General features: G+C 65.9%; 23 protein-coding genes and 1 pseudogene. 7 read left to right on the top strand and 17 right to left on the bottom strand.

Annotated features, from left to right (window positions below):
• Positions 1–3: 3 nt before the first annotated feature.
• Genes DSD28_RS14560 through DSD28_RS14550 form a run of 3 tightly spaced genes read right to left on the bottom strand, consistent with a single transcriptional unit; the run spans position 4 to position 5734 of the window.
• A complete protein-coding gene (locus DSD28_RS14560; RefSeq protein WP_119257119.1) occupies positions 4–840 on the bottom strand; it encodes an isocitrate lyase/PEP mutase family protein in 837 nt (278 codons plus the stop codon).
• Positions 840–3287 carry a GcvT family protein gene (locus DSD28_RS14555; protein ID WP_119257118.1) on the bottom strand — a complete coding sequence of 816 codons (2448 nt, stop codon included), beginning with the start codon at positions 3285–3287 and terminating at the stop codon, positions 840–842. Before DSD28_RS14555 ends, DSD28_RS14560 begins: the two co-directional genes overlap by 1 nt.
• Complete coding sequence (locus tag DSD28_RS14550) at positions 3284–5734, bottom strand: GcvT family protein (protein ID WP_119257117.1); 2451 nt, start codon at positions 5732–5734, stop codon at positions 3284–3286. Before DSD28_RS14550 ends, DSD28_RS14555 begins: the two co-directional genes overlap by 4 nt.
• 128 nt (positions 5735–5862) lie before the next feature.
• Between DSD28_RS14550 and DSD28_RS14545 the strand changes: the two genes are divergently transcribed.
• From DSD28_RS14545 to DSD28_RS14535, 3 genes are read left to right on the top strand one after another with little or no spacing between them, the layout of a single operon-like run.
• Positions 5863–6720: a LysR family transcriptional regulator gene (locus tag DSD28_RS14545; RefSeq protein WP_119257116.1), complete on the top strand. Its 858-nt coding sequence runs from the start codon at positions 5863–5865 to the stop codon at positions 6718–6720.
• A 56-nt stretch (positions 6721–6776) separates the two neighbouring features.
• Positions 6777–7031, top strand: a complete 255-nt coding sequence (locus DSD28_RS14540; protein WP_119257115.1) for a hypothetical protein — start codon at positions 6777–6779, stop codon at positions 7029–7031.
• 34 nt (positions 7032–7065) lie between these two features.
• Complete coding sequence (locus tag DSD28_RS14535; protein WP_245424843.1) at positions 7066–7686, top strand: HAD family hydrolase; 621 nt, start codon at positions 7066–7068, stop codon at positions 7684–7686.
• Positions 7687–7729: 43 nt separating this feature from the next.
• On the opposite strand, the gene DSD28_RS14530 is transcribed toward DSD28_RS14535, so the two are convergent.
• The 5 genes from DSD28_RS14530 to DSD28_RS14510 all read right to left on the bottom strand — a co-directional run bounded on the left by DSD28_RS14530 (position 7730) and on the right by DSD28_RS14510 (position 12829).
• On the bottom strand, positions 7730–8506 hold the full coding sequence (locus tag DSD28_RS14530; protein WP_119257113.1) for an SDR family oxidoreductase: 777 nt from the start codon (positions 8504–8506) through the stop codon (positions 7730–7732).
• A 186-nt stretch (positions 8507–8692) separates the two neighbouring features.
• Positions 8693–8965: a hypothetical protein gene (locus DSD28_RS14525; protein WP_162911405.1), complete on the bottom strand. Its 273-nt coding sequence runs from the start codon at positions 8963–8965 to the stop codon at positions 8693–8695.
• Positions 8966–9083: 118 nt separating this feature from the next.
• Positions 9084–10427 (bottom strand): sensor histidine kinase, encoded by a 1344-nt coding sequence (locus tag DSD28_RS14520; RefSeq protein ID WP_245424839.1) that lies wholly within the window; start codon positions 10425–10427, stop codon positions 9084–9086.
• 11 nt (positions 10428–10438) lie between these two features.
• Positions 10439–11095, bottom strand: a complete 657-nt coding sequence (locus DSD28_RS14515) for a response regulator transcription factor (protein WP_119257189.1) — start codon at positions 11093–11095, stop codon at positions 10439–10441.
• A gap of 96 nt (positions 11096–11191) precedes the next feature.
• On the bottom strand, positions 11192–12829 hold the full coding sequence (locus tag DSD28_RS14510) for a phosphoethanolamine transferase (RefSeq protein ID WP_119257110.1): 1638 nt from the start codon (positions 12827–12829) through the stop codon (positions 11192–11194).
• A gap of 416 nt (positions 12830–13245) precedes the next feature.
• On the opposite strand from DSD28_RS14510, the gene DSD28_RS14505 reads away from it, so the two are divergent.
• Positions 13246–13905, top strand: coding sequence for a glutathione S-transferase family protein (locus DSD28_RS14505; RefSeq protein WP_119257109.1), 660 nt, complete (start codon positions 13246–13248; stop codon positions 13903–13905).
• Positions 13906–13950: 45 nt separating this feature from the next.
• Here the strand turns inward: DSD28_RS14505 and DSD28_RS14500 are convergent, their stop codons facing one another.
• The 8 genes from DSD28_RS14500 to DSD28_RS14465 form a co-directional block, all read right to left on the bottom strand.
• Entirely contained in the window at positions 13951–14313 is a 363-nt protein-coding gene (locus DSD28_RS14500) for a hypothetical protein (RefSeq protein ID WP_119257108.1), read from the bottom strand.
• Positions 14314–14461: 148 nt separating this feature from the next.
• Positions 14462–14947 carry a GlcG/HbpS family heme-binding protein gene (locus DSD28_RS14495; protein WP_119257188.1) on the bottom strand — a complete coding sequence of 162 codons (486 nt, stop codon included), beginning with the start codon at positions 14945–14947 and terminating at the stop codon, positions 14462–14464.
• Positions 14948–15055: 108 nt separating this feature from the next.
• Positions 15056–15652 carry a response regulator transcription factor gene (locus tag DSD28_RS14490; protein ID WP_119257107.1) on the bottom strand — a complete coding sequence of 199 codons (597 nt, stop codon included), beginning with the start codon at positions 15650–15652 and terminating at the stop codon, positions 15056–15058.
• Entirely contained in the window at positions 15649–17277 is a 1629-nt protein-coding gene (locus tag DSD28_RS14485) for a sensor histidine kinase (RefSeq protein ID WP_119257106.1), read from the bottom strand. The genes DSD28_RS14490 and DSD28_RS14485 overlap by 4 nt, the downstream gene beginning before the upstream one ends.
• Before the next feature lie 33 nt (positions 17278–17310).
• Positions 17311–18756: an amidohydrolase family protein gene (locus tag DSD28_RS14480; protein ID WP_119257105.1), complete on the bottom strand. Its 1446-nt coding sequence runs from the start codon at positions 18754–18756 to the stop codon at positions 17311–17313.
• Positions 18749–19846: an amino acid ABC transporter permease gene (locus DSD28_RS14475; protein ID WP_119257104.1), complete on the bottom strand. Its 1098-nt coding sequence runs from the start codon at positions 19844–19846 to the stop codon at positions 18749–18751. The genes DSD28_RS14480 and DSD28_RS14475 overlap by 8 nt, the downstream gene beginning before the upstream one ends.
• Before the next feature lies 1 nt (position 19847).
• Entirely contained in the window at positions 19848–20996 is a 1149-nt protein-coding gene (locus DSD28_RS14470) for an amino acid ABC transporter permease (protein WP_119257103.1), read from the bottom strand.
• 81 nt (positions 20997–21077) lie between these two features.
• Positions 21078–22097, bottom strand: a complete 1020-nt coding sequence (locus DSD28_RS14465) for an amino acid ABC transporter substrate-binding protein (protein ID WP_119257102.1) — start codon at positions 22095–22097, stop codon at positions 21078–21080.
• A gap of 558 nt (positions 22098–22655) precedes the next feature.
• Here DSD28_RS14465 and DSD28_RS14460 point away from each other — a divergent pair.
• Positions 22656–22853, top strand: a complete 198-nt coding sequence (locus DSD28_RS14460) for a hypothetical protein (protein ID WP_119257101.1) — start codon at positions 22656–22658, stop codon at positions 22851–22853.
• A gap of 11 nt (positions 22854–22864) precedes the next feature.
• A pseudogene (locus DSD28_RS14455) lies at positions 22865–23062 on the top strand (hypothetical protein); the annotation flags it as partial.
• A gap of 160 nt (positions 23063–23222) precedes the next feature.
• Here DSD28_RS14455 and DSD28_RS14450 read toward each other — a convergent pair.
• Positions 23223–24434, bottom strand: a complete 1212-nt coding sequence (locus DSD28_RS14450) for an MFS transporter (protein WP_119257100.1) — start codon at positions 24432–24434, stop codon at positions 23223–23225.
• 274 nt (positions 24435–24708) lie between these two features.
• Here DSD28_RS14450 and DSD28_RS14445 point away from each other — a divergent pair, with 274 nt between their 5' ends.
• Positions 24709–25929 carry a helix-turn-helix domain-containing protein gene (locus tag DSD28_RS14445; protein ID WP_119257099.1) on the top strand — a complete coding sequence of 407 codons (1221 nt, stop codon included), beginning with the start codon at positions 24709–24711 and terminating at the stop codon, positions 25927–25929.
• The last annotated feature ends 2 nt before the right edge of the window (positions 25930–25931 follow it).

Here is a 25931-nt window from a genome sequence, read left to right as displayed (position 1 = left end):
AGATCAATCCGCCTCGCCGGCGCCGGCTGTCAGCATCCGGTTGATGGCATCGCCGGACGCGGCCGCTGAGAGTTTCGCGAAGCTGCCGTCCTTGAGGATGGCGTCCATCTGCTCGGCGATGGCGGCGTGGGTGACGCGGGCGATCGTCGAGCCGAGCGAGATGCGGCGCACGCCGAGGGCGGCGAACTGCGGCACCGTGAGCTGGCGCAGCGGCCCGGCGGCAAGCGCGTTGACGGGCTTCGAGACGGAGGCGAGCACGCGCTTCAGCTCCTCGGCACCCGGCGGTACCGGAACATAGAGCAGATCCGCCCCGGCCTTTTCGAAGGCCTGGATGCGGCGGATGGCTTCGTCGAGATCGTAGACGCCGTTCATCACGCCGTCGGCGCGGGCGCAGAGGATGAAGGGCCGGCCGAGCGAGCGGGCGGCATCGGCAGCGGCGCGGATGCGCTCGACGGAAAGGTCGAAGGCATAGGCCGGGTTGCCGTCCACCATCTGCGTGTCTTCGATGGAGCAGCCGGAAAGGCCGACTTCGGCCGCAAGGCGGATCGTCTCGGCCACATCGTCGGGCGCATCGGCAAAGCCGTTCTCGAAATCACCCGAGACGGGAAGCGGCGTGGCGCGGACGATATCCTCGGCATGTTTCAGCGATTCCTCGCGCGTCACCCGCCCCATGTCGGGCCGGCCGAGCGTGAAGGCGAAGCCGGCGGAGGTGGTGGCGAGCGCGGCGGCTCCGGCCGACGCCATCATGCGGGCAGACCCCATGTCCCACGGATTGGGGATGACGAAGCAGCCCGACTGGTGCAGGTCGTGGAACCGTTGATGGCGTTCGGCAAGGTTCATCAGGCGCGCACCCTTTCGGCTTTCGGATCATACATCGGCACGAGCGAGGCTTCCGCCTTCACCCGCACGCCGGCGATCTCGATCTCGTATTGCGAGGCGAGGATATCCACCTCGCTTTCGCCTTCCGAGGGAACGTAGCCCATGCCGATGGCCCCGCCAAGGGCATGGCCGTAATTGCCCGAGGTCACGGTGGAGACGATTTTCCCGTCGCGCACCAGCGCCTCGTTGTGGAAGAGCAGAGGCTCCGGATCGGTGAGGCGGAACTGCACCATGCGGCGCTTCAGCCCCTCCTCCTGCTTACGCAGAACCGCATCGCGGCCGATGAACTCGCCCTTCTTCGTGCGCACGGCAAAGCCGAGGCCGGCTTCCAGAACGTGATCCTCGTCGGTGATGTCGTGGCCGAAATGGCGGTAGGCCTTTTCGATACGGCAGCTGTCGAGCGTGTGCAGGCCGCAGAGTTTCAGGCCGACATCGGCTCCGGCCGCCTCCAGCACCTCGAAGACATGGGCGGTCTGGTCGGTGGAGACGTAGAGTTCCCAGCCAAGTTCGCCGACATAGGTGACGCGATGGGCGCGGGCGAGGCCCATGCCGATCTCGATCTCGCGCGCCGTCGCGAAGGGATGATGGACGTTGGAGAAGTCGTTGGGGCTGACCTTCTGCATGAGGTCGCGCGCCTTCGGCCCCATGACGCAGAGCACGCTTTCGGCCGCCGTGACATCGGTGATGACGACGAACTCGTCCGCGAGGTGCTTGCGCAGCCAGGCGAGGTCGCGCTGGAGCGTCGCGCCGGGCACGACGAGGAAGAAGGCGGTTTCCGAAAGGCGCGTCACCGTCAGGTCGCTCTCGATGCCGCCGCGGGCATTGAGCATCTGGGTATAGACGATCTTGCCGGGGGCGACATCCATCTGGTTGGCGCAGAGCTTTTGCAGGAAAGCCAGCGCATCGCGACCCTCAACACGGATCTTGCCGAAGGAGGTCATGTCGAAGAGGCCGACGCCGTTGCGGACGGCAAGGTGCTCTTGCCTCTGGTTCTCGAACCAGTTCTGCCGCTTCCACGAATAGCGGTATTCCCGCTCCTGCCCATCCTTGGCGAACCAGTTGGCGCGCTCCCAGCCGGCCACCTCGCCGAAGACCGCGCCGCGCGCCTTCAGGTGTTCGTGCAGTGGCGAGCGCCGCACGCCGCGGGCCGTCGCCATCTGGCGATAGGGGAAATGGTCGGCATAGAGCAGGCCGAGCGTTTCGGAGACGCGATCCTTGAGGTAAGCGCGGTTCCGCTGGAACGGCTGGGCGCGGCGGATATCGACTTCCCAGAGATCGAAGGGCGGCTCGCCGTCGTTCATCCACTGGGCAAGCGCCATGCCCGCGCCGCCGGAGGAAACGATGCCGATGGAATTGTAGCCGGCGGCGACCCAGTAGCCCTTCAGCTGCGGAGCCTCGCCGAGATAGTAGCGGTCATCGGGCGTGAAGCTCTCCGGGCCGTTGAAGAAGGTGTGGATGCCGGCGGTCTCCAGTATCGGCATGCGGTTGATGGCGTTTTCGAGGATCGGCTGGAAATGGTCGAAATCCTCCGGCAACTGGTCGAAGCAGAAGTCTTCCGAAATACCGTCCATGCCCCAGGGCTTGGCCTTCAGTTCGAAGGCGCCGATCAGCATCTTGCCGGCGTCCTCCTTGTAATAGGTGCATTCGTCCGGCACGCGCAGCACCGGCAGGCGCTGAAGGTTCGGGATCGGCTCGGTGACGATGTAGAAATGCTCGCAGGCATGCAGCGGCAGCGTGACGCCCGACATGTCGGCGAGCGTGCGCCCCCACATGCCGGCGGCGTTGACGACATTGTCGGTCTCTATGGTGAAAGTCTCGCCGTTCTGCTCGCAGGCAACGCCCGTCACCCGGCCGTCCTTCGTCAGCACCGACGTCACCTTGACGTTCTCGATGACCGTCGCGCCGTTCTGCCGCGCGCCCTTCGCCAAGGCCATCGCAATATTGGCCGGGTCGCACTGGCCGTCGAGCGGCAGGTGCACGGCGGCCTTCACATCCGCCGTGTTGAGGTGCGGATAGAGCCCCTTCACCTCGTCCACGCTGATCTCGCGCACGTCGATATCGAAGGCGCGGGCGAGCGAGGCCTGGCGGTAGATTTCCTCCTTGCGCTCCTCGGTCAGTGCCACGGTCATCGAGCCGCACTGGCGCATGCCGGTGCCGATGCCGGTCTCTGCCTCCAGCTTGACGTAGAGGTCGGCGGAGTATTTGGCGAGGCGCGTCATGTTCTGCGAGGCGCGGAGCTGGCCGATGAGGCCGGCGGCGTGCCATGTCGTGCCCGACGTGAGCTGCTTGCGCTCCAGCAGCACCACATCCGTCCAGCCGAGCTTGGCGAGGTGATAGGCGACCGAGCAGCCGGAGACGCCGCCGCCGATGATGACGGCTCTCGCCTTGGAGGGAATGGGCTTGCTCATGCGCGCAGTCTTTCATTGTTGGGGTCGAAGAGCGGGCCGTCCGGCTGGACGGTCGCCTTGAAGCGGTCGCCGTAGATTTCCACCTCGATTTCCGTGCCGGGCACGGTAAGGTCGGCGCGCAGCATGCCGAGCGCGATGGATTTTCCGGTGCGGTAGCCCCAGTTGCCGGAGGTCGTCTCGCCGACGACCTTGCCGCCGTGCCAGAGCGTCGACATGTAGGGCGCGTCGCATTCGCCGGCTTCCACCGTCAGCGTCACGAAGCGCTTGGTGACGCCCTGCTGCTTCTCGCGCTCCAGAGCCGGCTTGCCCTTGAAGTCGGGCTTGGTCCAGTCGACGAAACGGTCGAGGCCGCCCTGCAGGATCGTGTAGTCGGTCGAAAGATCGCCCTTCCACGCACGATAGCCCTTCTCGATGCGCAGGCTGTCCAGCGCCTCCATGCCGAAAGGCTTCAGGCCATGCTTCTGCCCCGCCGCCCACACGGCGTCGAAGATGGCGGCGGTGTCCTCGATCTTCGTGTGGATTTCCCAGCCGAGCTCGCCGGCGAAGGAAACGCGCACGAGCTGGCACCAGCGGCCGGCGATCTGGCAGCTCTGGTGCGTCAGCCAGCCCTTGGAAAGGTCGGCATCGGACACATCGGCAAGGATGGCGCGGGAATTCGGGCCGGAAAGGATCTGGCAGGAGAAATTGTCCGTCACGTCATCGATGGTGAAGGCGGCATTGTCAGGCAGATGCTTCGTCAGCCATTCGAAATCGTGCCACTGGGCGGTCGCGGCGGTGATGAGGAAGAAGAAGTCCTCGTCCAGCATCATGACGGACATTTCCGTGACGATGCGGCCCTTGTCGTCGGAGAAATAGGCAAGGCCTATGCGGCCGGGCTTCGGCACCTTGCCGGTGATGAGCGAGGAGAGCCACGCCGTCGCGCCCTCCCCCTTCACACGGAAGCGGGAGAAGCCGGGAAGGTCGAGGATGCCGGCGGCCTCGGTGACGGCGCGGCACTCCTCCTCGATGCGCGGGCGCCACGGCCCCTCGCGGTTCCAGGTCTGGGTGGATTCCTCCGAAAGATCGTCGCCGGGCCTGGCGTACCAGTTGGCACGCTCCCAGCCGTTATAGGGCTTGAACTGGCCGCCGAGCGCCTTGATGCGGTCGTGGATCGGCGAGAGCTTCCTGTCCCGGCCCGCCGGCCATGCATGCTTGGGGAAGTGCATCGCATATTCGTGGCCGTAGATTTCCATGCCCTTGGCGATGCAATAGTCCTTGTCGGCGGCAAAGCTCGTGTAGCGGCGCGGATCGCAGGACCACATGTCCCACTCCGTCTCGCCTTCCGTGACCCATTCCGCCAGCACCTTGCCGGCCCCACCCGCCTGGCAGATGCCGAAGGTGAAGACGCAGGCCTCGAAGGCATTCGGCACGCCAGGCATCGGGCCGATCAGCGGGTTGCCGTCGGGCGCATAGGGAATGGGGCCGTTGATCATGCGCGACAGGCCCGCCGTTCCGAGGATCGGCACGCGCTCGACGGCGTCGTTGAGATACCATTCGAGACGGTCGAGATCGTCGGGGAAGAGCTGGAAGGAGAAATCGTCCGGCATCGGATCGTCAGGCGTCACCCAATGCGCCTTGCAGTTCCGCTCATAGGGGCCGAGATTCATGCCCGTCTTTTCCTGGCGGAGATAGTAGGACGAGTCCACGTCGCGCAGCAGCGGCAGCTTGTGCCCGGCCTCCCTCGACCATGCGGCAAGCTCGGGGATTTCCTCGAAGAGAATGTACTGATGGCTCATCACCATCATCGGCACGTCACGGCCGAACCATTTGCCCACCTCGCGGGCATAGTAGCCGGCAGCGTTGACCACCTTCTCGCAGCGGATTTCGCCCTGCGGCGTGGAGATCACCCACTCCTCCCCCTCGCGCCGCGCGCCGGTGGCGGGACAGAAGCGGAAGATCTTCGCGCCCATGTCGCGCGCGCCCTTGGCGAGCGCCTGCGTGAGCTGCGCGGGGTCGATGTCGCCGTCATTGGGATCGTAAAGCGCGCCGGTAAGGTCGTGCGTTTCGAGGAAGGGATATCTGCCGCGCATCTCGTCGGGCGTCAGGATGTCGAGGTCCATGCCCTGGTAGCGGCCCATGCCGACGACGCGCTTGAACTCCTGCAACCGCTCCTTCGAGTGGCCGAGGCGGATCGAGCCGGTGACATGGTAGTTCATGGGATAGTCGACCAGCTCGCCAAGCTCCCGGTAGAGCGAGGCGGAATAGCGCTGCATGTTCATGATCGACCAGGAGGAGGAGAAGGTCGGCACGTTGCCGGCGGCATGCCATGTCGAGCCGGCGGTCAGCTCGTTCTTCTCGAGCAGCACGCAATCGGTCCATCCGGCTTTCGCCAGATGATAGAGGGCGGATGCGCCGACAGCGCCTCCACCGATGATGACGACACGGGCATGGCTTGGCAGTGCGGACATTCTCGCTCCCCTTATTCGACGGGGATTTGTGGCAACCAAAGCGCCGGGGGACAAGCGGAGGATTTCGCTTTATTAATCGAGGATGCCGATTAGACTATTGTCAAACATTGAGAAAATACGGCGCGTTCATGCAGATTGCCCTGATTGAGACATTCCTCGACCTGATGGAAACGCGCAATTTCAACCGCACGGCGGAGCGGCTGAACATCACGCAATCGACGGTCACGCATCGCATCAACGCGCTGGAGGCGCTGTTCGCCCGGAAGCTCTTCGCGCGCAACAAGGGCGGCACCCAGCCGACCGCCGCAGGCCTGCGCTTCCTCGACCACGCCAAGGCCCTGCAGCACCAGTGGCACGAGGCGGCACGGGCGGTGGAAACGGCGGGCGCCTACGAGCGCTCCATGCGCCTCGGCCTTCAGCACGACCTTGCCGCCCATTATGCCGGCGACTGGCTGGCGGCGGTGCGGATGGAGCTGCCGGCGACGTCGATCTATCTGGAGGTAGACTACTCCAACCAGATGAACCGCGACCTCGGCGCGGGCGACCTCGACCTCGCCATCCTCTTCACGCCGCATTATCTGCCGGACCTCCATTACGAGCGCATCGGCGATGTACGCTACGACATGGTGAGCAACCGGGTAAGCCGCATCGAGGACGTCAGGCCGGAGGATTATATCCAGGCCGTCTACTCCCCCGCCTTCGACCGGCTGCACCGGCAGGCCTATCCCGGCCTTTCCACCGCCCCCATCGCCAGCGGCGAGACGACCGCCATCCTCGCGCTGATGCAGAAGCTGGGCGGCTCGGCCTTCGTGACGGCGGCCGACGCCGCGCGGCTGGTGCAGGCTGGCGCGGCAAGCCGGGTGGAAGGCGCCGAGCCTATCGCCCAGCCGGTCTACGCCGCCGTCAACGTGCGCACCCGCCACGCCCACCAGCACCGCCGCATCATCACCGCCCTACAGGCTTTGCTGGCCGCATCGAATCCTTGAAACCGGCCGGGCCGATGCCTATTAACGGCGAACCCTAACCGACGAAGGAGTCCCTCATGGCCGCCCGCGACCGCTATTCGCGCAAACTGGAATGCGCCATGTGCGGCAATGCCGGCTATGCGGAAGTCTCCGAGGACGACATGCCGACCCGCGCTCACCCGGATTTCACCGTCGATTCCCTGCCGCGCGGCTTCCTCACCGAACGGCCCTCGAAATATCCCGACAAGCACATGATCCGCTGCCGCTGCGGCCATGTCTTCAAGTTCCAGCAGAAGACGGTCTACGCCGCAGGCGGCGAGCCGCGGCGTTAAGCCATCAAGCCGAAAGGGAATTGTCTTGAGGTCGGTGCTCTTCGATGTGGATGGCGTCCTCGTCCATGGCTATACGGGGCAGACGGAGCGCCGCCGCCGATGGGACGAGCACTTGCTTGCCGATCTCGGCATCGATCCGGCGGCATTCCGCGATCTCTTCATCAAGCAGGCCTTCGAGAAAGAGGTCCTGACGGGCCGCAAGGCGCTGCTTTCGGCCCTTGAAGAGGTCCTTCCGAAACTGGGCTTTCACGGCTCGCCCTTCGTCGTCGCCAGCTACTGGCTGGATCGCGACAGTCACCTGAACCGGCAATTGCTGGATGTCGTCCGTCGCCTCCGGCGGACGGGACGCGCCCGCCTCTATGTCGCGACCAACCAGGAACACCTGCGCGCGTTCCATCTCTGGAACAGGCACGGCTTCGAGAACCTGTTCGACGATATGTTTCACGCGGCCCGGTTCGGCGCGCTGAAGCCCACGCGCGCCTTCTTCGAGCGCGCCGCGGAAATCCTCGGGCCCCAGGACGAACCGCCCCTCTTCTTCGACGATTCGGAGGCGGTGGTGCAGGCCGCCAGCGCCTTCGGATGGGAGGGCATCCTCTATCGCGGGCTCACGGACTGCACCGCTCACCCCTGGATTTCAACAATCCTGTCGCAGTAATCCTGAAACGCGCGCCACCGCCGGGCCCGGGCCGATACGGGCCCTACCCCCGCCCGACGAACGGCATGTTGGTCGCCATCACCGTCATGGTCAGCACGTTGGCGTCGAGCGGCAGGCTGGCCATGTAGACGACCGCGTCGGCGACGTGCCTGACCGACATGGTCGGCTCGGAGGCGATTTCGCCGTTGGCCTGCAGAACGCCGGCATTCATGCGGGAGGTCATGTCGGTCGCCGCGTTGCCGATGTCGATCTGGCCGCAGGCGATATCGTATTTGCGCCCGTCGAGCGCGATCGATTTGGTGAGGCCGGTGATGGCGTGCTTCGTCGCGGTATAGGGCGCGGAATTGGGGCGCGGCGCGGTCGCGGAAATCGAGCCGTTGTTGATGATGCGCCCGCCGCGCGGGCTCTGGTCCTTCATGATGCGGAAGGCCTGCTGGGTGCAGAGAAACGCGCCGGTGAGGTTCGCGGCGAGGATGCTCGACCATTCCTCGAAGGGAATGTCCTCCAGCAATGCCGGCGAGACATTGGAGCCGGCATTGTTGACGAGAACGTCGAGCCGGCCGAATTCCTGCTTCACCTCGGCAAAGACGGCCGCCACCTGCAAGGGATCGCCGACGTCGCAGGCGATGCCCCGCACAGGATTGCCCGTCGCCGCAGCAATCTCCCCCGCCGCCGTTTCCAGCACGGCAAGCCGCCGCCCGGTAATGACGACGGCATAGCCTTCGGCGCTGAGGGCGCGCGCGATTGCAAGGCCGATGCCTGTTCCGCCGCCCGTCACCAGTGCGATCCTGCCCTTGCCGGTGCTGCCCCATTGCGTCATGTCGGGTTCCTCCTCAGAATCGATGCCACAGGCCTTATGAGGACCTATCGCCCCGCACCGGGAAAGTCACCTCAGGACATGAATAGACCGCCCGAAGCCAGAATACGCGGCTTCGGGCGGCAGCTCCGTGATCATGACATGTCATTGGCGCAATACGCAGTACAAACCCGCGCCATAAGCTTACGATCAGGAGTGAAGCAGGACACGCTCGCGGCGCTCGTTCATCGCCGTCAGCTCTTCATGGATGTGGATATTCCGTGCCTCGTCCATCGCCGCGGCAATGGTCTGGCTGATTACGCGAACGCTGTTTTCTGAAAGAAGCGGCGACCCGCCGCGAGATTCTGCTGCATGCAACTTGCAAAGTGCGCTGGCCAGAAGCCGCGCATATTCCTCCGGTTTGCGACCCATGTTCCCCACCAGTTTTTGATTATGACCACATAAAACCACAATATTGGGCATAAAGCCACAACTTTCTCACATGCTAATACAAAAAATAGCCGGAACCGCCCGACTGTTGCAAGCGGGAAACACCGGAAACCCGGGCTGTCCGGAAATGGGTCAGGCCTGCTGCCGCCCCTCAGCTCCGTGTGGGAAACACGATCTCGGCCTGGAAGCCGTCGGGCATGCCAGGGATGGGCGAGGTCAGGACGAGGCTCGCCTGCATCTGCCCCAGGAGCCGCTCGGCGATGGACAGGCCGAGGCCGGAACCGGCTGCAAGGGTCCTGCCGCGGGCAAAGCGCTTGCGCACGGCGGCAAGCTCCTCATCGCTCATGCGCGGGGCGCCGTTGCGGATGCGCACATCGCCCACCCCGGTGAGGTGGATGTCGACCGGCGCATCGGCCCGCCCGTGCAGCAGCGCATTTTCGATGAGATTGCGCAGCACGATGGCGAAGGCGTCCGCCTCGCCCTCGTGCAGGACGGGCGCGGCAAGGTCGCTTGTGAGGCGGATGCGCCCGGCATCGGCCGAGGCGCGCTGGAAATCGGTGACGACGACGCGGGCGACATCGGCGACGTCGAAGGTGTTTTCCGTCATGCCGATGCCCGCCTCGGCGCGGGCGAGCTGCAGCAGCTTTTCCGTAAGCTTGGTCAGCTTCTGCAGCGAGGCTTCGATCTGCTGGGCACGCGCGCGTTCCGGCACGTCAGTCAGCTCGGAAAGAAGGAGTTGCGTCTGCGCCAGCGCGCCGGCGATCGGCGTGCGCAGCTCATGGGCGCTGTTGGAGGTGAATTCGCGCTCGGCCGCAAGGACCGCGCGCAGGCGGGCAAGCAGGAGATTGACCGAGCGGAGGATCGGCCGCAGCTCCTGCGGCAGACCCACCGCTTCGATGGCGGCGAGATTGCCGCCATCCTTCTCGCCGATCGCCGCGCGCAACGTTTCGACCGGCGCCAGAACACGGCGCACGATGAACCAGACGGCCGTGATGGTGAGGGGAACGATGAGCAGCACGGGCAGGAGCAGGGCGAGCGAACCCTCCCGCGTCGCCTCCCGCCGCTCCTTCGCCGAATCCTGCACCTGCACGAAGATCGTCTCGTCCAGCGTCGCAGCCGTGTAGATGCGGCCCTTGCGCCCTTCCCAGAACCCCACCTTGAGCGGCGCGCCGAACGGATCGACGGGCGCGGTGTGCGAATGCAGCAGCACCCTGCCCGTCTCGTCGCGCACCTGATAGGTCAGGTATTCCTCCTCGGAGGGGCCACGCGTCGCCTCGATGCGCAACGGGGCGTTCGGCTCGTCGCGATGCCTCAGGTCATCGACCACCAGCGGCACGAGGCGCTCGGCGGTCTCCTGCAGGGCGCTGTCGAAAATCTCGCCGAACTCGTCATGCATGACGAAGGCGCCGAAGCCGACGGCGACGAGCCAGAGGAGCGTGATCGTCGCCGTGATCCACAGCATGAGCTGGCCGGCAAGGCTCCTTCCCCCTCTCAACGGCCCTCCTCTCATCGGCCGAGCCTGTAGCCGATGCCGCGCAGGGTCTCCACGCAGCCCTTGCCGAGCTTCTTGCGCAGCCGGCTCACATAGACCTCCACCGTGTTGCTTTCGATTTCCGAGCCGAAGGCATAGAGCGCCTCCTCGATCTGCCCCTTGGAGACGATGGCATCGGGCCGGGCGGCAAGCCGCGCCAGCACCGCCCATTCCCGGCTGGAAAGATCGACCGGCTCGCCCTCGCGCAGCACCCGGCGATCGGCAAGCTGGATCGTCAGCGGCCCGGCCTCCACCAAGGGGAGGGCCGTGCCGGCATAACGCCGGGCGACGGCAAGCATGCGCGCATTGAGCTCGCCGAGGTTGAAGGGCTTGACGAGATAATCGTCCGCCCCGCTGTTCAGCCCCTCGATGCGGTCGGAGATCTGGTCGTGTGCGGTGAGGATGATGACGGGCGTGATGGCACCGGCCCGGCGCAGGTCCGTCAGCAGCGAAATCCCGCTGCCGTCCGGCAGGCGCAGGTCGAGCAGGATGAGGTCGTAGGCAACCGTGTCCGTCGCCGTGCGGCCGTCGTCCAGCGTCTGCATCCAGTCGACGGCATGACCGAGCCCGGCAACATAATCACGCACCGCCTCGCCCAGAACGGCGTCGTCCTCGATCAGCAGAACTCTCAAGCGCCCGGCACTCCGCATCGCGGCGGCGCATTGACCGCCGCCGCCTTCCGAATCCGGACGATACATGGGCAGGAGCCGTCTTGCCATGCCCATCGTTCAGGACGTAGCACCCTCGCGGCAGCCGGAGACGATGTCGAGGGACGGATCGCGCACAGTGGTATCGACCCGCATCATGCCGAGCACGGTGTGGAAGAGGTTGTCATGCGATTGCGGTTCCCTGGTCTTGCCTTCGAGGCAGGCAGCGGAATAGGCCGCCTTCTCGTCCTTGCCGAGCCAGAGCACGAAGGGCACATGGGTCTGATGGCTCGGCGCGATCATGTAGGGCGCGCCGTGCAGGTAGAGGCCCAGCTCTCCGAGCGATTCGCCATGGTCGGACATGTAGAGCATGGAGACGTCGAGGCGGTCCTCCTGCTTCTGCAGCCGGTCGATCACGCTTGCAAGGATGTGGTCGGTATAGGCGATCGTATTGTCATAGGCATTGACGATCTCCTCCTTGGTGCAGTCGGAGAACTCGGCGCTGCGGCATTCCGGCTGGAAGTGGCGGAACGCCTCGGGATAGCGCTGGTAATAGGCCGGACCGTGGCTGCCGATCTGGTGCAGCACCAGCACCGTGTCCCGGTTCACCGAGCCGATCCAGCCGTCCAGCGCATCGATCAGCACCTGATCCTGGCACTCGCCGCCCGAGCAATAGGCCGGATTGCCGTTCTTGATCAGCGACTGCTCCTTCACGCGCTTGGCGATTTCCTTGTCGCCGGTATTGTTGTCCCACCATTCGACATCGACGCCGGCATGGGAAAGCACGTCGAGCAGGTTCTGCGTCGCGAGCCCCTTGCGGTGCGTGTAGTCGGAGCGGGTATAGACGGAGAACATGCAGGGCAGCGAGACGGCGGTCGCCGTGCCGCAGCTCGTCGTGTCGGGGAAGTAGAGGATATCCTTCCTGGCCAGTTCGGGATTGGTGTCGCGCTCATAGCCGCCGAGCGAGAAATTGTCGGCGCGCGCGGTCTCGCCGGCAACGACGATCATGAGGCGTGGCTTGCGCTGGCCAAGCGGCGCGTCGCTGACACGCGCATCCTCGCCGAGCGGGGCGGCCACCACATTCAGGTCGCCGGACTGGCCGGCCGCGAACTGGACGGCGGTGACGAGCGGCACGATGGGATTGAGCGTCTCGAACCAGTCGTGATGCGCCCTGACGGCGGCGGCATAGACGCGGGCGTGGGAGAGCCCCGCGACGAGCGCGACGACAAGCGCCGGCACGATGACGGCAAGGTTGCCGCGCACCTTGCCGAAGAAGGTGCGATGACGGACCTTCACCCAGATCAGAAGGAGCGAGGGCAACACGCCATAGGCCAGCATGTGGATGACAAAGCCCGGCGTGATGAGATGGCCGGCTTCCGCGCTGTTCGTCTCTGCCGCGTTGCGGATCATCTCGATGTCGATGACGACGCCGAAGCGGTCCATGAACCAGGCGCCCGCGGCGCTTGCGAGAATGAGCGCGATGAAGAGCGGCTTCATCACATATTTCAGCGAAACGGCGACGCAGAGCGCGATGTAAAGGCAGGCGACCCCAAGGGCGATGGACGCGAAGGTGGTGGGACGGCCCTCCAGATAAGACCAGCCCTTCGACCAGAAGCTCCAGTTCGTGAGCGCCAGAAGATAAAGCGCCGTCAGGATGCTGACGGTAACGCTGCCAAGTTCGGGCCGCCAGAGGGAGAAGCGGCCGGTTCCTTCGCGCATGAATGGTCCTTTCACGTCAAATCGGGCAAGGCCGCGCACGGTCCGCCATTTTGTTTCCCCCTGCCCCGCCAAGCTGACAGCCGCCTGAACGATCCGGCCGCGTTCAGCCCGATGTCAGCTTTTCACCGGATAAACCGGTGCTGGAATGCGAGGTGATACGTGAAACCCAGACTGCTTTATCCCGGCGCGTTGTTCGTCGGCGCCCTGGTCTTTTTGGTCCTGGCCATCCCGCTCGCCCAGACCCAGTTCGCAAGATCGCACAGCGAAGACCTGCAGAGGGCTTTCGCTTGGCGGAGCGACTGACGGTCCGGAACCATGCAGGTCCCGCCCGAGGTCGGGAAACTGCTGCGCCTTGAAAATCCGATTGCAAAGTGCAATCGGATTTGCGACAAAGGCATGGCAAACGGGAGGTTGCCATGAAGCCGGTTCTCTATGCCCATCCCTTTTCAAGCTACTGCCAGAAGGCGCTGACGGCGCTTTATGAAAACGGCACGGATTTCGAGTATCGCATGCTCGACCATGCCCAGCCGGAAACGCTTGCCGATTTCGAGGCGCGCTGGCCGATCAAGCGCTTCCCCATCCTCGTCGACGGCGACCGCACGATCGTCGAGGCGACCATCGTCATCGAATATCTGGGACTGCGCTATCCGGGACCCGTGAAGCTCATCCCGGACGATCCTGACGCGGCGATCGAGGTACGCATGCTCGACCGCTTCTTCGACAATTACATCTCGACGCCGCAGCAGAAGATCGTCTTCGACGCCATCCGCTCCGAGCCGGACCGCGACCCCTACGGCGTCGAGGAGGCGCGGCGGATGCTGGAGCGCGCCTATGCCTGGCTCGACCGGCACATGGAAGGCCGAAAATGGGCCGCGGGCGAGGCCTTCACGCTCGCCGATTGCGGCGCCGGCCCGTTCCTCTTCTACGCCGACTGGACCCATGCCATCGATCCGGGCTTTCGCAACGTGCACGCCTATCGCCGGCGGCTGCTCGAACGCCCCGCCTTCGCCCGTGCGGTCGATGAAGGAAGGCCCTACCGGAAGTTCTTCCCGCTCGGCGCGCCGGACCGCGATTAGGTCTATCCACCGGAAGCGCGAAAAGGCGCCGTTTGCAGGTCGCCCCTATCCCTTCGGGCAGTGCCGGCGCTCCGCCGGCTTCGCCTTCCGCTCGATGCCGGTCACGACGAGCGCGGAAGGGCCCTTTGCCTGCCGCACGATATGGCCGCGCAGCACGAGGCGGCCATAATAGAGCGCATCCGTCTCGCGGATACGCTGCTGATCACTCGCCGAAAGCCTGCCGATATCCGGCGACGTCCCCTTCCACAGCTTGCCGGTCGCAAGATCGCGCACCGTCGTGGAAGGGCATGGCGCCTTGAAGCAGCGCAGGCCATTGTCGCAGGCGACATAGGCGCCGTCCCGCGCAGCGGACTGCGAGGCCGCGGCAAGAAGCAGGCAGGCGGCGAGTGCGGGAATCGTTGGGCGCATGCGGCATTCTCCCGGTGATTTCGGGCAGTCTATGCCTTTCCCGGCAAAGGACAAACCCCGGCGACCCACCCTCCTCCGTTGGAGGAGCTTCAAACAGAAAGACCCCGGCGCTTTCCGGCGCCGGGGTCGATCATGGAACGCGCAATCCTTACTTCAGCTTGGCGCTGACGGCCTCGATGCCGGCGCGGGCGCATTCGTCGTCGATATCGCCGCTCGGCGCGCCGCCGACGCCGATGGCGCCGATGGTTTCCTCACCCGCCTTCACCGGAACGCCGCCGGCGAGGACGAGGAAGCCCTCGATGGAAACGAGTTGCGCGGCAGCCGGGTTCTTGCCGACATTCTCGGCGATCTTCTGGGTCGGCGTGCGCATGGAAGCGGCGGTGAAAGCCTTGCGGATCGCGCTGTCGACGGTATGCGGGCCGGCGCGGTCTGCGCGCAGCACGGCGCGGGTGATGCCGGCGCGGTCGAGGACGGCGGCCGTCACGTTGAACTTCTTGGCGGCGCAGGCATTGACGGCGGCCTGGGCGGCTTCGACGGCGATGTCGAGCGGCATGTTGCGCTCGGTGAGCACATCGGCATTGGCGGCGCCGGCGAAGGCGAGAGCGGCGAAGGCGGTAGCAACGAACTTCTTCATGTTGATCTCCATCTGGGGCCGCCCGGTCTCATCGGCGGCAACGACCCTCTTTTCGGAGATTTCCGCGTGCTAGGGTATCGGTGGACGGACGGAGCGGGGTCCGTAGGACTACGGAGCCTGCCCGATCAGGGCGAGACGCGCGAACTCGGCGACCGAGGTCGTGCCGAGCTTCTGGGCGATGTTGGCGCGGTGCGTATCGACCGTGCGGGGCGAGAGTTGCAGGCTGTCGGCAATCTCCTTCGTCGACCAGCCGCGCCCGACCATGTCCAGTACCTCACGCTCGCGATCGGTGAGCTGCGCCACCAGCTTCACCGCCTCGGCCTTCTCCGCATGCACGTCCAGCGCGCCGGAGGCCTGTTGCAGGGCCTCGATCAGCACCTGCTCGTCGATGGGCTTGGTGAGGAAATCGACGACGCCCGCCTTGAAAGCGCGGCGGCAGGCATGCACGTCGCCATGGCCGGTGCAGATGATGGTGGGCCAGTCGCAGCCGATGGCGGCGAGCTTTTCGTGCAGTTGCAGGCCGGTGATGGCGGGCATGCGCAGGTCGAGCAGCAGCACGCCCGGCTTCAGTTTCGGCGCGCGGGCGAGGAAGGCGGTCGGATCGCCGAACGTCTCGATGCGGACGCCGTAGGTGCCGAGCAGAAGCGACAGGGCGCTGCGCACTCCCTCGTCGTCATCGACCAGATAGACCGGCGCCATCGTCATTCCGCTGCTTCCTCTCGTTTCTGCATATCCTGTGCCGTCGGCAGGCGCACGGTGAAGGTCGCGCCGCCCGCCGCCCCGTTCCCGGCCGAAATGCTGCCATCGAAGCGCTCGACGATACTTTCGCAAAGGCTGAGCCCGAGGCCCATGCCATCGGGCTTGCTGGAGAAGAACGGCTCGAAGAGGCGCGGCAGGATATCCGGCGGGATGCCGGTGCCATTGTCTGAAACGGTGATCTCGTAGCTTGCCGCCGCCGGCTTCAGCGCGACCAGCACCCGGCCATCCGCCCTCTCCGTCTGCTCGACGGCATCGGCGGCGTTGCGGATGAGGTTGTGGATGACCTGCTCGATCTCCACGGGGTCGATCCGCGCCAGTGCCGGGGCCTCCGGTATCTCGATATCGAGCGCAATGCCGCGCCGGTCGAGGTCGATGCGCGAGAGGGCGACGATATCGGCGACGTGACGGCCGAGATCGTGCACGCCGGCCTCCAGCGCGCTCTTGCCGACATAGGCGCGCAGGCGCACCAGGATATCGGCGGCGCGCTTGGCCTGCAGCACATTGGCGGCAAGCACGGTGTCGATGGGCGTATCCGTCAGGCCGTTCGCAGCGGCGATGCGCCTGCCCGCCTGGCTCTGGCTCAGCAGCGCCGTCAGCGGCTGAGTGAGTTCATGGGCGATGCCGGAGGCCATCTCGCCCATGCTGTTGATGCGCAGCGCATGGGCAAGCTTCGTCTCGTGCTGGCGCAGCGCCTCGCGCTGGGACGCGGCCTCAGCCGCCTCCCGCGCCAATGCGGCATCCTGCCGGTGTTTCAGCAGCGAGCGTACGAGCACGAGGCCCGCAAGCGAGAGGGCGGCGAAAAGCGCGAAGGGCAGCGGCGGCAGGAGCTGCGCCAGCGTGACATGGCGCTGCAGGGAAAGGCGCAGCGGTTGGGTGGCGCTGGCGATCGACGCATCGAAACTGACCGTGCGGGCAAGAAAACCTGCAGCGTCGGGCTGCCTTGCACCGGTTTCCAGCAGCGGCCCCTCGGCCGTCGAGAGGCGCAGGGTCGCCCAGCGCGGCAGTTCCTCGCCCTCGACCAGCTTTGCGCCGTCGATATCGAGACTGACGGCCATCGTCTCGTTCATGCGCTTCATCAAGCGGTAATGGCCGGGCTTGGCATCCGCGCCATAGGCCGCCTTGCCGGGGGTGAGCATTTCCACGGCCCGGGAGACCTGCGCGGGATCGACGGTCGAGCCATCGCCTGATGTCGCCGAACTGACGACGTCGGGCGACGTACCTGACGGAAGACGTACGAGGTCGATGGCGACGATGCGGGGGTAGAAGCGCAGGATCGACTTGGCGACGAGGTCGAAATCCTCCGATGGCTGCGCCTGTGCGAGGCCGAGGGCGCTGAGGCCGGTCAGGTGCGCATCGTGCTGGGCGACGCGCTGGGAGATGGCACGCTGCAAGGCGCGGCCGCTTTCCGACACTTCCTGCTCGAAGGCCTGCCAATGGCTCGTCGCGGAATAGACGCCGAAAGCCGCCAGCAGCAACAGCCAGCCGCCGGCAAAAGCGGCTGAGGAGCGGAGAAAGGTCAGTCGTCGATGCATGCGCGGTGCGGCCAGATCAGGGTTCGGGAGGATCATCATAGGACTTCCCTCCCCCCTTGGCGATCCGCAGCATCACGGATGCGGCAGCACCGGCAGCGAAAGCGGCGCGAGCGCGGCGGCGGAGCGGCCGCGCGGGTCGTTCGCCTGGAAATGGCGCACCGCGAAATCCTGCACCGCCTGCAATTCTGCAAGAGCGCCGTCATAATCGACCAGCGTCGGCCGGTCGTTCTCCATGACGCAGGCGCCGTCGACATAGACGGCCGCGACCGCACGCTCGGCGGCGCAATGCAGCAGGTTGCGCAGCGGGTCGTAGACCGGCTGCATGCCGGGGTGCTTGAGATCGACCAGCGAGAAATCCGCCTTCGCACCTTTCGCGATGCGGCCGATATCGCTGCGGCCAAGGGCCTTTGCGCCAGCCAGCGTCGCGACGTCGAGAATATCGGCGGTCGAGACGTCGAAGACCGTGCCGGCGGCGATGCGGGCGTTGATCAGCGCGGTGCGCATCTCCTCCAGCATGTTGAAGGGATAGCTGTCCGTGCCGAGCGCCACGTTGACCCCGTCGCGACGATACCGGCCGACCGATTGCAGGATCATGCCGCTACGCGCGAAGGTGACGGGGCAATGGGCAACGCTGGTGCCGCTTGCCGCAAGACGGCCGAGATCGTCCGCCGTTCGCTGGCGCGTCCAGCCGTGGCTGTCGATGAAGATGCAATGGCCGAGGATGAGGTCCGGACCGAGGACACCGAGCTTTTCGAGATAGTGCACGGCGGTGAGGCCATGGCGGCGCAGCAGCTCCTCGTGCTCGGCCATGGTCTGGGCGGCATGGATGGTAATCGGCACCTTGCGGCTGCGCGCGGCCTCCGCCGCTTCCTGCAGCAATTCGGGCGAGCAGGTCTCGACCTGCGCCGGGGCGACAATGCCGCCGAGGCGGCCGGAGGGATGAGCCTGCGCCGCATCGACGGTTTCGAGCGCACGGGCGAAGGCCTCGCGGCCGCGGGCGGCATCCCATCGAAAATCGAGGCGGTGGCTGTCTTCCACATGCCATTGCGCTTCGCGGAAGCCGGGGGCGACATAGGCGCGCGCGCCGCTTTGCACCAACGTCGGCAGCCAGCATTCGTGCGGGCCGGCAATGTCCACGAAGGTGGTGACGCCGCTGCGCAGGAGGTCGCCGAGCATGACGGTGAGCGCGGCCTTCACCGCGTCGTCGCTGATCTCGATGAGCGTCGAATATTCATACATCGCCTGGCCCCAGAGGGCGGCGGTTCCCTGGTCCTCGAAGAAGCTCTTGGAGATAGGCTCCTCGCCGGAATGGCAATGCACGTTGACGAAGCCCGGCAGGACCATGCGATCGCGCCCGGAAATCTCCGTCGTGAACGGTCCGTCATAGCGGCCGCCGACATGGACGAAGCCGGTCTCGTCGAAGGCGACGTCGGCGTCCTGCATATAGGCGTGGCCGCGGGTCCCCTCGTCATAGGCGACGACGGTGCGGGCATTGCGGATGACGGTGACGTTAGGCATGGGTCGTCCTGAAATGCACTTCGAGGAAGCGGCTGTAGGCGCCCATCAGGGCACTGAAGGTGAAATAGACGGCGGCGGCGACGAGATAGCCTTCCAGCACCGCGATGCCCTGCCATTCCGGGTCGCGGATGGCGGAGCGGACGGTATCGAGGAAATCGACGAGGCCGACGATGGTGACGAGCGTCGTATCCTGGAAGAAGCCGATGAAGAGGCCGACCATCGGCGGAATGACCTTCTTCAGCGCCTGCGGCAGCACGATCTTGCGCATGATCTGCCAGTAGTGCAGGCCGAGCGATTTGCCCGCCTCATATTGCCCGGCCGGCACGTCCTGCAGGCCGCCGCGCACGATCTCGGCGATATAGGCCGAGGCGAAGAGGATGATCGCCACCTGCGCGCGCAACAGTTTGTCGATGGTCGTGCCCTCGGGCATGAAGAGCGGCAGCATGACCGTCGCCATGAAGAGAATGCTGATCAGCGGCACGCCGCGCACGATCTCGATGAAGCCGACCGCAAGCACCCGGATCGCCGGCAGGTTCGAGGCACGGGCAAGCGCCAGCACGATGCCGAGCGGCAAGGCGAGCGTCAGCCCGACGAAGGAGAGCGTGAAGGACAGCGGCAGGCCGCCCCAGCTCGTCGTCGGCACCGGCGTCAGGCCGAAGACGCCGCCGGCCATGAGGATATAGAGCGCCGGCAGGATGACGATGATCCAGGCGATCAGCAGCTTGCGGCTCCAGAAGCGCGGCATCATGGAGAAGAGGCAGGCGCCGAAGAGCAGGAGCAGCGCGAGCATCGGCCGCCATTGCTCGTCATAGGGATAGAAGCCGAAGAGCATGTAGCGCAGCTTCTGCGCCACGAAGGGCCAGCAGGCCCCGCTCGCCGCCTTGCACACCGCGCCGTCGCCGGAAAACACGGCATCGACTACCAGCCAGCCGAAGGCGAGCTTGGCAATGAAGACGATGGCGGCGATGGAGGCGACGCTGATCAGCGTATTGCCTGGCGTGCCGAAATAGGCGGAGAGCTTTCCACCACGCGCGGCGGCGGCGGGGGCTGGCTGCGGCGGGGCGAGAACGAGAGCCTGAACGTCGGTCATATCAACGCTCCTTCAGCGCGACATGCGCATTGTACCAGTTCATCAGAAGCGAGATGGCGATCGAGAGGGCGAGATAGACGCCCATGAAAATCGCGATCGTCTCCATGGCCTGCCCGGTCTGGTTCATCACGATGTTGGAGACGGTGACGAGGTCCGGATAGCCGATGGCGATGGCCAGCGAACTGTTCTTGAAGACGGTGAGATAGGTATTGGTGAGCGGCGGGATGATGATGCGCAGCGCCTGCGGCAGCACGACGAGCCGCATGGTCTTGCCGCGCGGCAACCCGAGCGCGGCCGAAGCCTCCCACTGCCCCTTGTTGACCGCCTGGATGCCCGCGCGCACGATTTCCGCGACGTTTGCAGAGACGCTGAGCGCAAGGCCGAAGAGCAGCGCGACGAATTCCGGCCGCACATGCAGCCCGCCCGTCAGGCGGAATTTTCCGGCCGTCGGGAAATCCCAGTCGATCGAGACGCCGCCGGCAAGCCAGAGCAGCAGCGCCGGGCCGACGAGCACGGTGAGCGCGATGAGGCCGCCATGGTTCGACTGACCGGTCGCGACACGCTTCTTCGTTGCCACATTGCGGATGACGAGCGCCGCGACCGCGCCGCCGACGAGGCAGGCGAGAAGCGCAAGGCCCCCACTTTCGACGAGCGCCGCCGGCACGACGAGGCCGCTATTGGAGAGATAGACACCCGGCAGAAGGTTCAGGGCCTGCTTGACCGGCGGCAGGATGAGGATGATCAGCGAATACCAGAGGAAGAGATAGAGCAGCAGCGGCACGTTGCGCAGAAGCTCGACATAGACGAGCGCGAGGCGCGCCAGCAGCGGGTTTCGCGACATGCGCGCGATGCCGACGGCAAGGCCGAGCATGGTGCCGAAGATGGCGGCGAGCAGCGAAACCTTCACCGTATTGGCGATGCCGACCAGGATGGCACGGCCGACCGTGTCGGTGGGCTCGAAGGCGATGGCCGCCTCGGTAATGACGAAGCCGGCCGGCCGCGTCAGGAAGTCGAAGCCCGTCGCGATGTTCTGCTTGGCAAGGTTGGCGCTCGCCGTGGAAAACAGGGTCCAGCCGACGAGGGCCACGAAGCCGATCGCGACGACCTGGTAAAAATAGGCGCGAAAGCGCATGTCATGCAGGAAAGCCATGAAACCTCGCCGCCGATATCAGGAAAGAGGGGGCGCACGCACCGCCATGCGCGCGCCCCGGAGGATCGCCCTAGGAAGCGATCAACGGATCGGCGGCGAGTAGATCAGGCCGCCGGCATTCCAGAGCGCGTTCGGGCCGCGCGTCAGGCCGAGCTTGGTGCCCTCGCCCACGTTGCGCTCGAAGACTTCGCCGTAATTGCCGACGCTCTTGATGATGTTGTAGCCCCACTTGTTGTCGAGGCCGAGCATCTTGCCGAGTTCCTCGGTGGCGCCCAGCATGCGCTGTACGTCCGGGTCCTCGCTCTTCAGCTTCTCGTCGACATTCGCCTGGGTGATACCCTTTTCCTCGGCGGCCATCAGCAGCCAGACGGACCAGGAAACGATATCGCCCCAGTTGGAATCGTTCTGGCGGAAGGCCGGCGCGAGCGGCTCCTTGGAGATTGTTTCCGGCAGGACGATGTAGTCGTCCGGGTTGTTGGCGACGGCGCGGATCGAGGCAAGGTCCGAACGGTCGGAAGTGATCGCTTCGCAGCGGCCGGAATAGAAGGCGGCGCGGTTCTCGTCCGGGCTTTCGAAGACGACGAGCTCGAACTTGCCCTTGATGGCGGCGAAGAAGTCGGAAATGTTCTGCGCGGTCGTGGTGCCCGGCAGGGTGCAGATGGCGGCTTCCGTCAGTTCCTTGGCGCTGGTGACGCCGAGCGACTTCGGCACCATCAGGCCCTGGCCGTCATAGAAGACCGTCGGGCCGAAATCGAGGCCGAGCGAAGCGTCGCGGGAGAAGGTGTGCGTCGTCTGGCGCGAGAGCACGTCGATCTCGCCGGACTGCAGCGCCTGGAAGCGCGTATTGATGTTGGTCGGGACGAAATCGACCTTTTCGCCATCGCCGAAGACGGCAGCGGCGATCGAGCGGCAGATATCGACGTCAAAACCCTGCATGCGGCCCTTGTCGTCGGGCGCCGCAAAACCCGGAACCGTCAGCGAAACGCCGCAGATGAGCTTGCCGCGCGCCTTGACGGTTTCCAGCGTGCCGGCGGCCGAGGCCTGGCCGGCGATCGCGAGACCGAGCGCGGCGGCGCAAATCGAAAGAAGTGCCTGTTTCATGCTTCCCCTCCCATGGGTGTTTGTTGGATGCAGAAGGCATGCCGCCCTCCAGCAGCCGCCACTCCGTCGCGATCCTTCAGACCGCAATGATTGTGTACAATGCAAAAATAATATCATCAACACTTCGCACTTCACCATGTCGACAATCCAAGCAAATTGCTCATGTACAATGGGCATGAAGCCATGTATGATCGACATCAATCACGTATCCGCGCCGTTTCCTTCAGGAATTTCGGTCGCAAGCCTCTTGCCGGCGGCCAGCGGGGCCGCTGAAAAATAGGATTGATCGGGCAGCGACGTATACAATCGGCGTCGGACATCTCTTGTGGCCGCTGGTCCACTGGATACGGTTGCGCGCGGCCTTGAGGCCTATCTCGGATTTCTCCCGGAAGCGGGGTCGGAAGCGCGAATGCTCCGGCCCCGTCTCTGTTCGCGCATCACCCGCAAGAGGCGTCGGCGCCTGGAACCGATCCTCCCCAACCTTTCCATTTCCGCCACGGAACAATCGCCGCCCTTGCCGGTTCCCTCACCGTCAATGACGATTAGGCGTGATTGCAGATGCCCGACCAATCCAAGCTCTTTCCCGACCATCGAAGGCTGTCGGGGGAACGCTATACGGTGGAATCGTTCCGCGCGGCCTATGAGCTGACGCGGGAGGAGGCCCAGCGTCTCTTCGACAAGTTCGGCCCCTCCAAGAGGGAGCTCGACCTTCTCATGCGCGCCCGCCGGAACCCCGCGCAGTTCCTGAACTTCTGAAGGAGGCGATCATGACGATCGACAAACCACAACCCGGCCCGCCCGGCACCACGGATCAGTCGCCCCGCTGGGAAGGCCCGGAAGCCACCCGCCCCCGCGGCTACATGCCGGCGAAGGACGACCCGGACCACGACCGCGACGCCGCCGGTGAGACGAACGCTGATCCCTCGCGCGAAAAGCTGCGCGACGCCGGCAAGACCGCGGACGACGAGCCGGACAACGAAGAAAGCGAGATCCGGCGCGAGCAGGCGACCAACCCCGCCCTCATGCCGATCGGCGACCCCGCAGGCGCCGCCTAGGCGCGCAGTCTCGTGAACAACCTTTCGCCCGTCGAACCCGCCGCATCCGCGGCGGGTTTTTCATTCCGGCTTACGTCGCCGCCAGCGCCTCGCGCGTCTTCGCCGCCGGCCGGAACGTCATGGCGATCAGGAAAGCGCCGAGGCCGATGCCCCAGGAGCCGACATAGAGCCAGGTGTAGCTGGCGAAGGTATCGTAGATCATCCCGCCCGCGACCGGCCCCAGCGCCATGCCGAGGCTGCCGGCCATGGCCGTGCCGCCGATCACCGTTCCCATCAGGCGCAGCGGGAAGTTTTCGCGCGCGATCACCGCATAGAGCGGCATGACGCCCGCATAGATGAAGCCGAAGATGCCGGCGACGAGGTAGAACGAGAAAAGCCCGCCCGTGAAGACATAGCCGAGCGCCCCGAAGGCCTGCGCGAACAGCCCCGCGACGAGGACATGCTTGGCGCCGAACCGGTCGCCGAGAAGGCCGAAGACGACACGCCCCCCAAGACCGGCCAGCCCCTCGACGCTGTAGATCGTGACGGCGGCGATCATCGGAATGCCGCAGGTGATGGCATAGCTCACCGTATGGAAGATCGGCCCGGAATGGGTGGCGCAGCAGAAGAAGTTCGTCAGGCACAGAATGATGAATTGCGGCGAGCGCAGCACCTCACCCGTCGTCATGCCCTCCTGCGGCGCGTCTGAGGCGGGTGCCCCGGCCTCCGCTTCCAGCGCCGGCGGTCGGCGGATCAGAAGCGAGACGGGGATCATCACCACGGCCACGACCAGAGCGATGATCTGCATGGAGGTGCGCCAGCTATGCATGGAAACGAGCCAGGCCGCGAAGGGCGACATGGTCATCGGCGCCATGCCCATGCCCGCCGAGACCAGCGAGACGGCAAGGCTGCGATGCGTATCGAACCAGCCGGTGACGCAGGCCATCATCGGCGCGAAGACGGCGGCCGCCGCCACCCCCACGACCAGCCCGAAGGTGAACTGGAAGGCGACGAGCGAGGTGGCGACACTCGTCGCCGCAAGGCTGGCCGCCAGCAGCACAGAGCCCGTCAGCACCACGGGCCGCGGCCCCCAGCGGTCGGAGAGCCCGCCCCAGAACATGCTGGCGAAGGCCATGGCGAGGAAGCCGACGGTCATGGCGGTGGAAACGCCCGTCACAGACCAGCCGGTATCCTTCGAGATCGGCAGCAGGAAGACGGGCAGCGAGAACATGGCGCCGATGGCGATGCAGCCGAGCAGGCCGCCCGCCGCGACGATCACCCAGCGATAATGCGTATGGATCATGGTCATCTCCTTCTGGACCGACCGGCGGGCATGGCCACGCCGCACCGTTTCCGTCCACCCGGATGAAAGACGCCGGCCGGCGGGCTTTTCCGACATCGCGCGCGAAGAATTTCACGATGATGCCGAAGATGCCCGTCCGCAAGGTGCCTAGCGGCGGCATTTTCCGCCGGATGGGCTTGAACCCGGCCGGCAAAACGCCTTTCCTCCAGATCGACACGGCAAGACTAGGCGCCGGCAGCCCCGCAGCGGGAGTGACAAATGTGACGGGAATCGCATGGACTCGATGATCATTGCCGCCGCGCGGGCGCTGGCTGGGGGCGATCCGCTCGCCGCACTGAATCGCGTGGCGCTGCGCGACGATGCCCCCGCGCTGGCCCTGCGCGGCATCGCCATGGCCCAGCTCGGCGATCTCGACCGGGCGAAGGCCCTGTTGAAGAGCGCCGCCCGCGCCTTCGGCCCGCGCGAGGCCGTGGCGCGGGCGCGCTGCATCGTCGCCGAGGCGGAAGTCGCCCTTGCCGCGCGCGACCTCGCCTGGCCGGTCAAGGCGCTTGCCGCCGCCGGCGCGACGCTTCAGGCCCATGGCGACCGCCTCAACGCCGCCCATGCCGAAACCCTCGCCATCCGCCGCCTGCTGCTGATCGGCCGGCTCGACGAAGCCGCCACCCTGCTGGCGAAGCAAAACGCCGCCGCCCTGCCCCCGCCGCTGCGCGCCACGCACGAGCTGGCCGCCGCCGGCATCGCCATCCGCCAACTGCGCACCCGGGCGGCCCGAGAGGCCTTCGCCCGCGCCGCCGAGGCCGCCGGGCAGGCCGGCATTCCTGCCCTGATCCGCGAGATCGACGACGCGGCCGCGGTGCTGCAAAGCCCCGCCGCCCGCCTCATCGCCGGAGGAGCGCAGCGAACGCTGCTGCCGGAGGAGGTGGAAACCCTCTTCAAGACCGACACCCTCGTCGTCGATGCCTGCCGGCATGTGGCGCGCTGCGGCGAAAGAACCGTACCGCTCGCCACGCGGCCCATCCTCTTTTCCCTGCTGCGCACGCTGGCGGAAGCCTTTCCGCGGGATGCGAGCCGGGAGGCCCTGCTGCTGCATGCCTTCCGCGCCCGGCATGCCGATGAATCCCACCGCGCACGCCTGCGCGTGGAAATGGGCCGGCTGCGCGCCGAACTCGCCCCTTTGGCGGCGATCAACGCGACATCGGCCGGCTTCGTGCTCGCCCCACATGGAAATCGCGCGGTCGCCGTGCTCGCTCCGCCGCTGGACGAGCCGCATGCCGACATGCTGGCGCTTTTCGCCGATGGCGAGGCGTGGTCGAGCTCGGCGCTCGCCATCGCGCTCGGCGCCAGCGCCCGCACGGTGCAGCGGGCGCTCGAAACGCTTTCCGCCGCCGGCAAGGTGCAGCCGGTCGGGCGCGGCCGCGCCCGCCGCTGGCTGACGCCGACGCCGGGCGCTTTCTCGACACTCTTGTTACTCCCCGGTCCCCTGCCGGGCGATTAGGA

This window comes from Shinella zoogloeoides (genome assembly GCF_003574625.1).
In the GTDB taxonomy this organism is placed as follows: domain Bacteria; phylum Pseudomonadota; class Alphaproteobacteria; order Rhizobiales; family Rhizobiaceae; genus Shinella; species Shinella zoogloeoides_A.
This window is presented reverse-complemented; position numbering and strand designations above follow the sequence as displayed.

Coding starts and splice junctions, on each gene's coding strand:
- DSD28_RS14560 (WP_119257119.1), bottom strand. CDS start 840: ATGAACCTTGCCGAACGCCATCAACGGTTCCACGACCTGCACCAGTCG.
- DSD28_RS14480 (WP_119257105.1), bottom strand. CDS start 18,756: ATGCCTAACGTCACCGTCATCCGCAATGCCCGCACCGTCGTCGCCTAT.
- DSD28_RS14500 (WP_119257108.1), bottom strand. CDS start 14,313: ATGCGCCCAACGATTCCCGCACTCGCCGCCTGCCTGCTTCTTGCCGCG.
- DSD28_RS14540 (WP_119257115.1), top strand. CDS start 6,777: ATGGCCGCCCGCGACCGCTATTCGCGCAAACTGGAATGCGCCATGTGC.
- DSD28_RS14495 (WP_119257188.1), bottom strand. CDS start 14,947: ATGAAGAAGTTCGTTGCTACCGCCTTCGCCGCTCTCGCCTTCGCCGGC.
- DSD28_RS14530 (WP_119257113.1), bottom strand. CDS start 8,506: ATGACGCAATGGGGCAGCACCGGCAAGGGCAGGATCGCACTGGTGACG.
- DSD28_RS14450 (WP_119257100.1), bottom strand. CDS start 24,434: ATGATCCATACGCATTATCGCTGGGTGATCGTCGCGGCGGGCGGCCTG.
- DSD28_RS14510 (WP_119257110.1), bottom strand. CDS start 12,829: ATGCGCGAAGGAACCGGCCGCTTCTCCCTCTGGCGGCCCGAACTTGGC.
- DSD28_RS14555 (WP_119257118.1), bottom strand. CDS start 3,287: ATGAGCAAGCCCATTCCCTCCAAGGCGAGAGCCGTCATCATCGGCGGC.
- DSD28_RS14490 (WP_119257107.1), bottom strand. CDS start 15,652: ATGACGATGGCGCCGGTCTATCTGGTCGATGACGACGAGGGAGTGCGC.
- DSD28_RS14460 (WP_119257101.1), top strand. CDS start 22,656: ATGCCCGACCAATCCAAGCTCTTTCCCGACCATCGAAGGCTGTCGGGG.
- DSD28_RS14505 (WP_119257109.1), top strand. CDS start 13,246: ATGAAGCCGGTTCTCTATGCCCATCCCTTTTCAAGCTACTGCCAGAAG.
- DSD28_RS14545 (WP_119257116.1), top strand. CDS start 5,863: ATGCAGATTGCCCTGATTGAGACATTCCTCGACCTGATGGAAACGCGC.
- DSD28_RS14465 (WP_119257102.1), bottom strand. CDS start 22,097: ATGAAACAGGCACTTCTTTCGATTTGCGCCGCCGCGCTCGGTCTCGCG.
- DSD28_RS14525 (WP_162911405.1), bottom strand. CDS start 8,965: ATGCCCAATATTGTGGTTTTATGTGGTCATAATCAAAAACTGGTGGGG.
- DSD28_RS14475 (WP_119257104.1), bottom strand. CDS start 19,846: ATGACCGACGTTCAGGCTCTCGTTCTCGCCCCGCCGCAGCCAGCCCCC.
- DSD28_RS14445 (WP_119257099.1), top strand. CDS start 24,709: ATGGACTCGATGATCATTGCCGCCGCGCGGGCGCTGGCTGGGGGCGAT.
- DSD28_RS14485 (WP_119257106.1), bottom strand. CDS start 17,277: ATGATGATCCTCCCGAACCCTGATCTGGCCGCACCGCGCATGCATCGA.
- DSD28_RS14470 (WP_119257103.1), bottom strand. CDS start 20,996: ATGGCTTTCCTGCATGACATGCGCTTTCGCGCCTATTTTTACCAGGTC.
- DSD28_RS14550 (WP_119257117.1), bottom strand. CDS start 5,734: ATGTCCGCACTGCCAAGCCATGCCCGTGTCGTCATCATCGGTGGAGGC.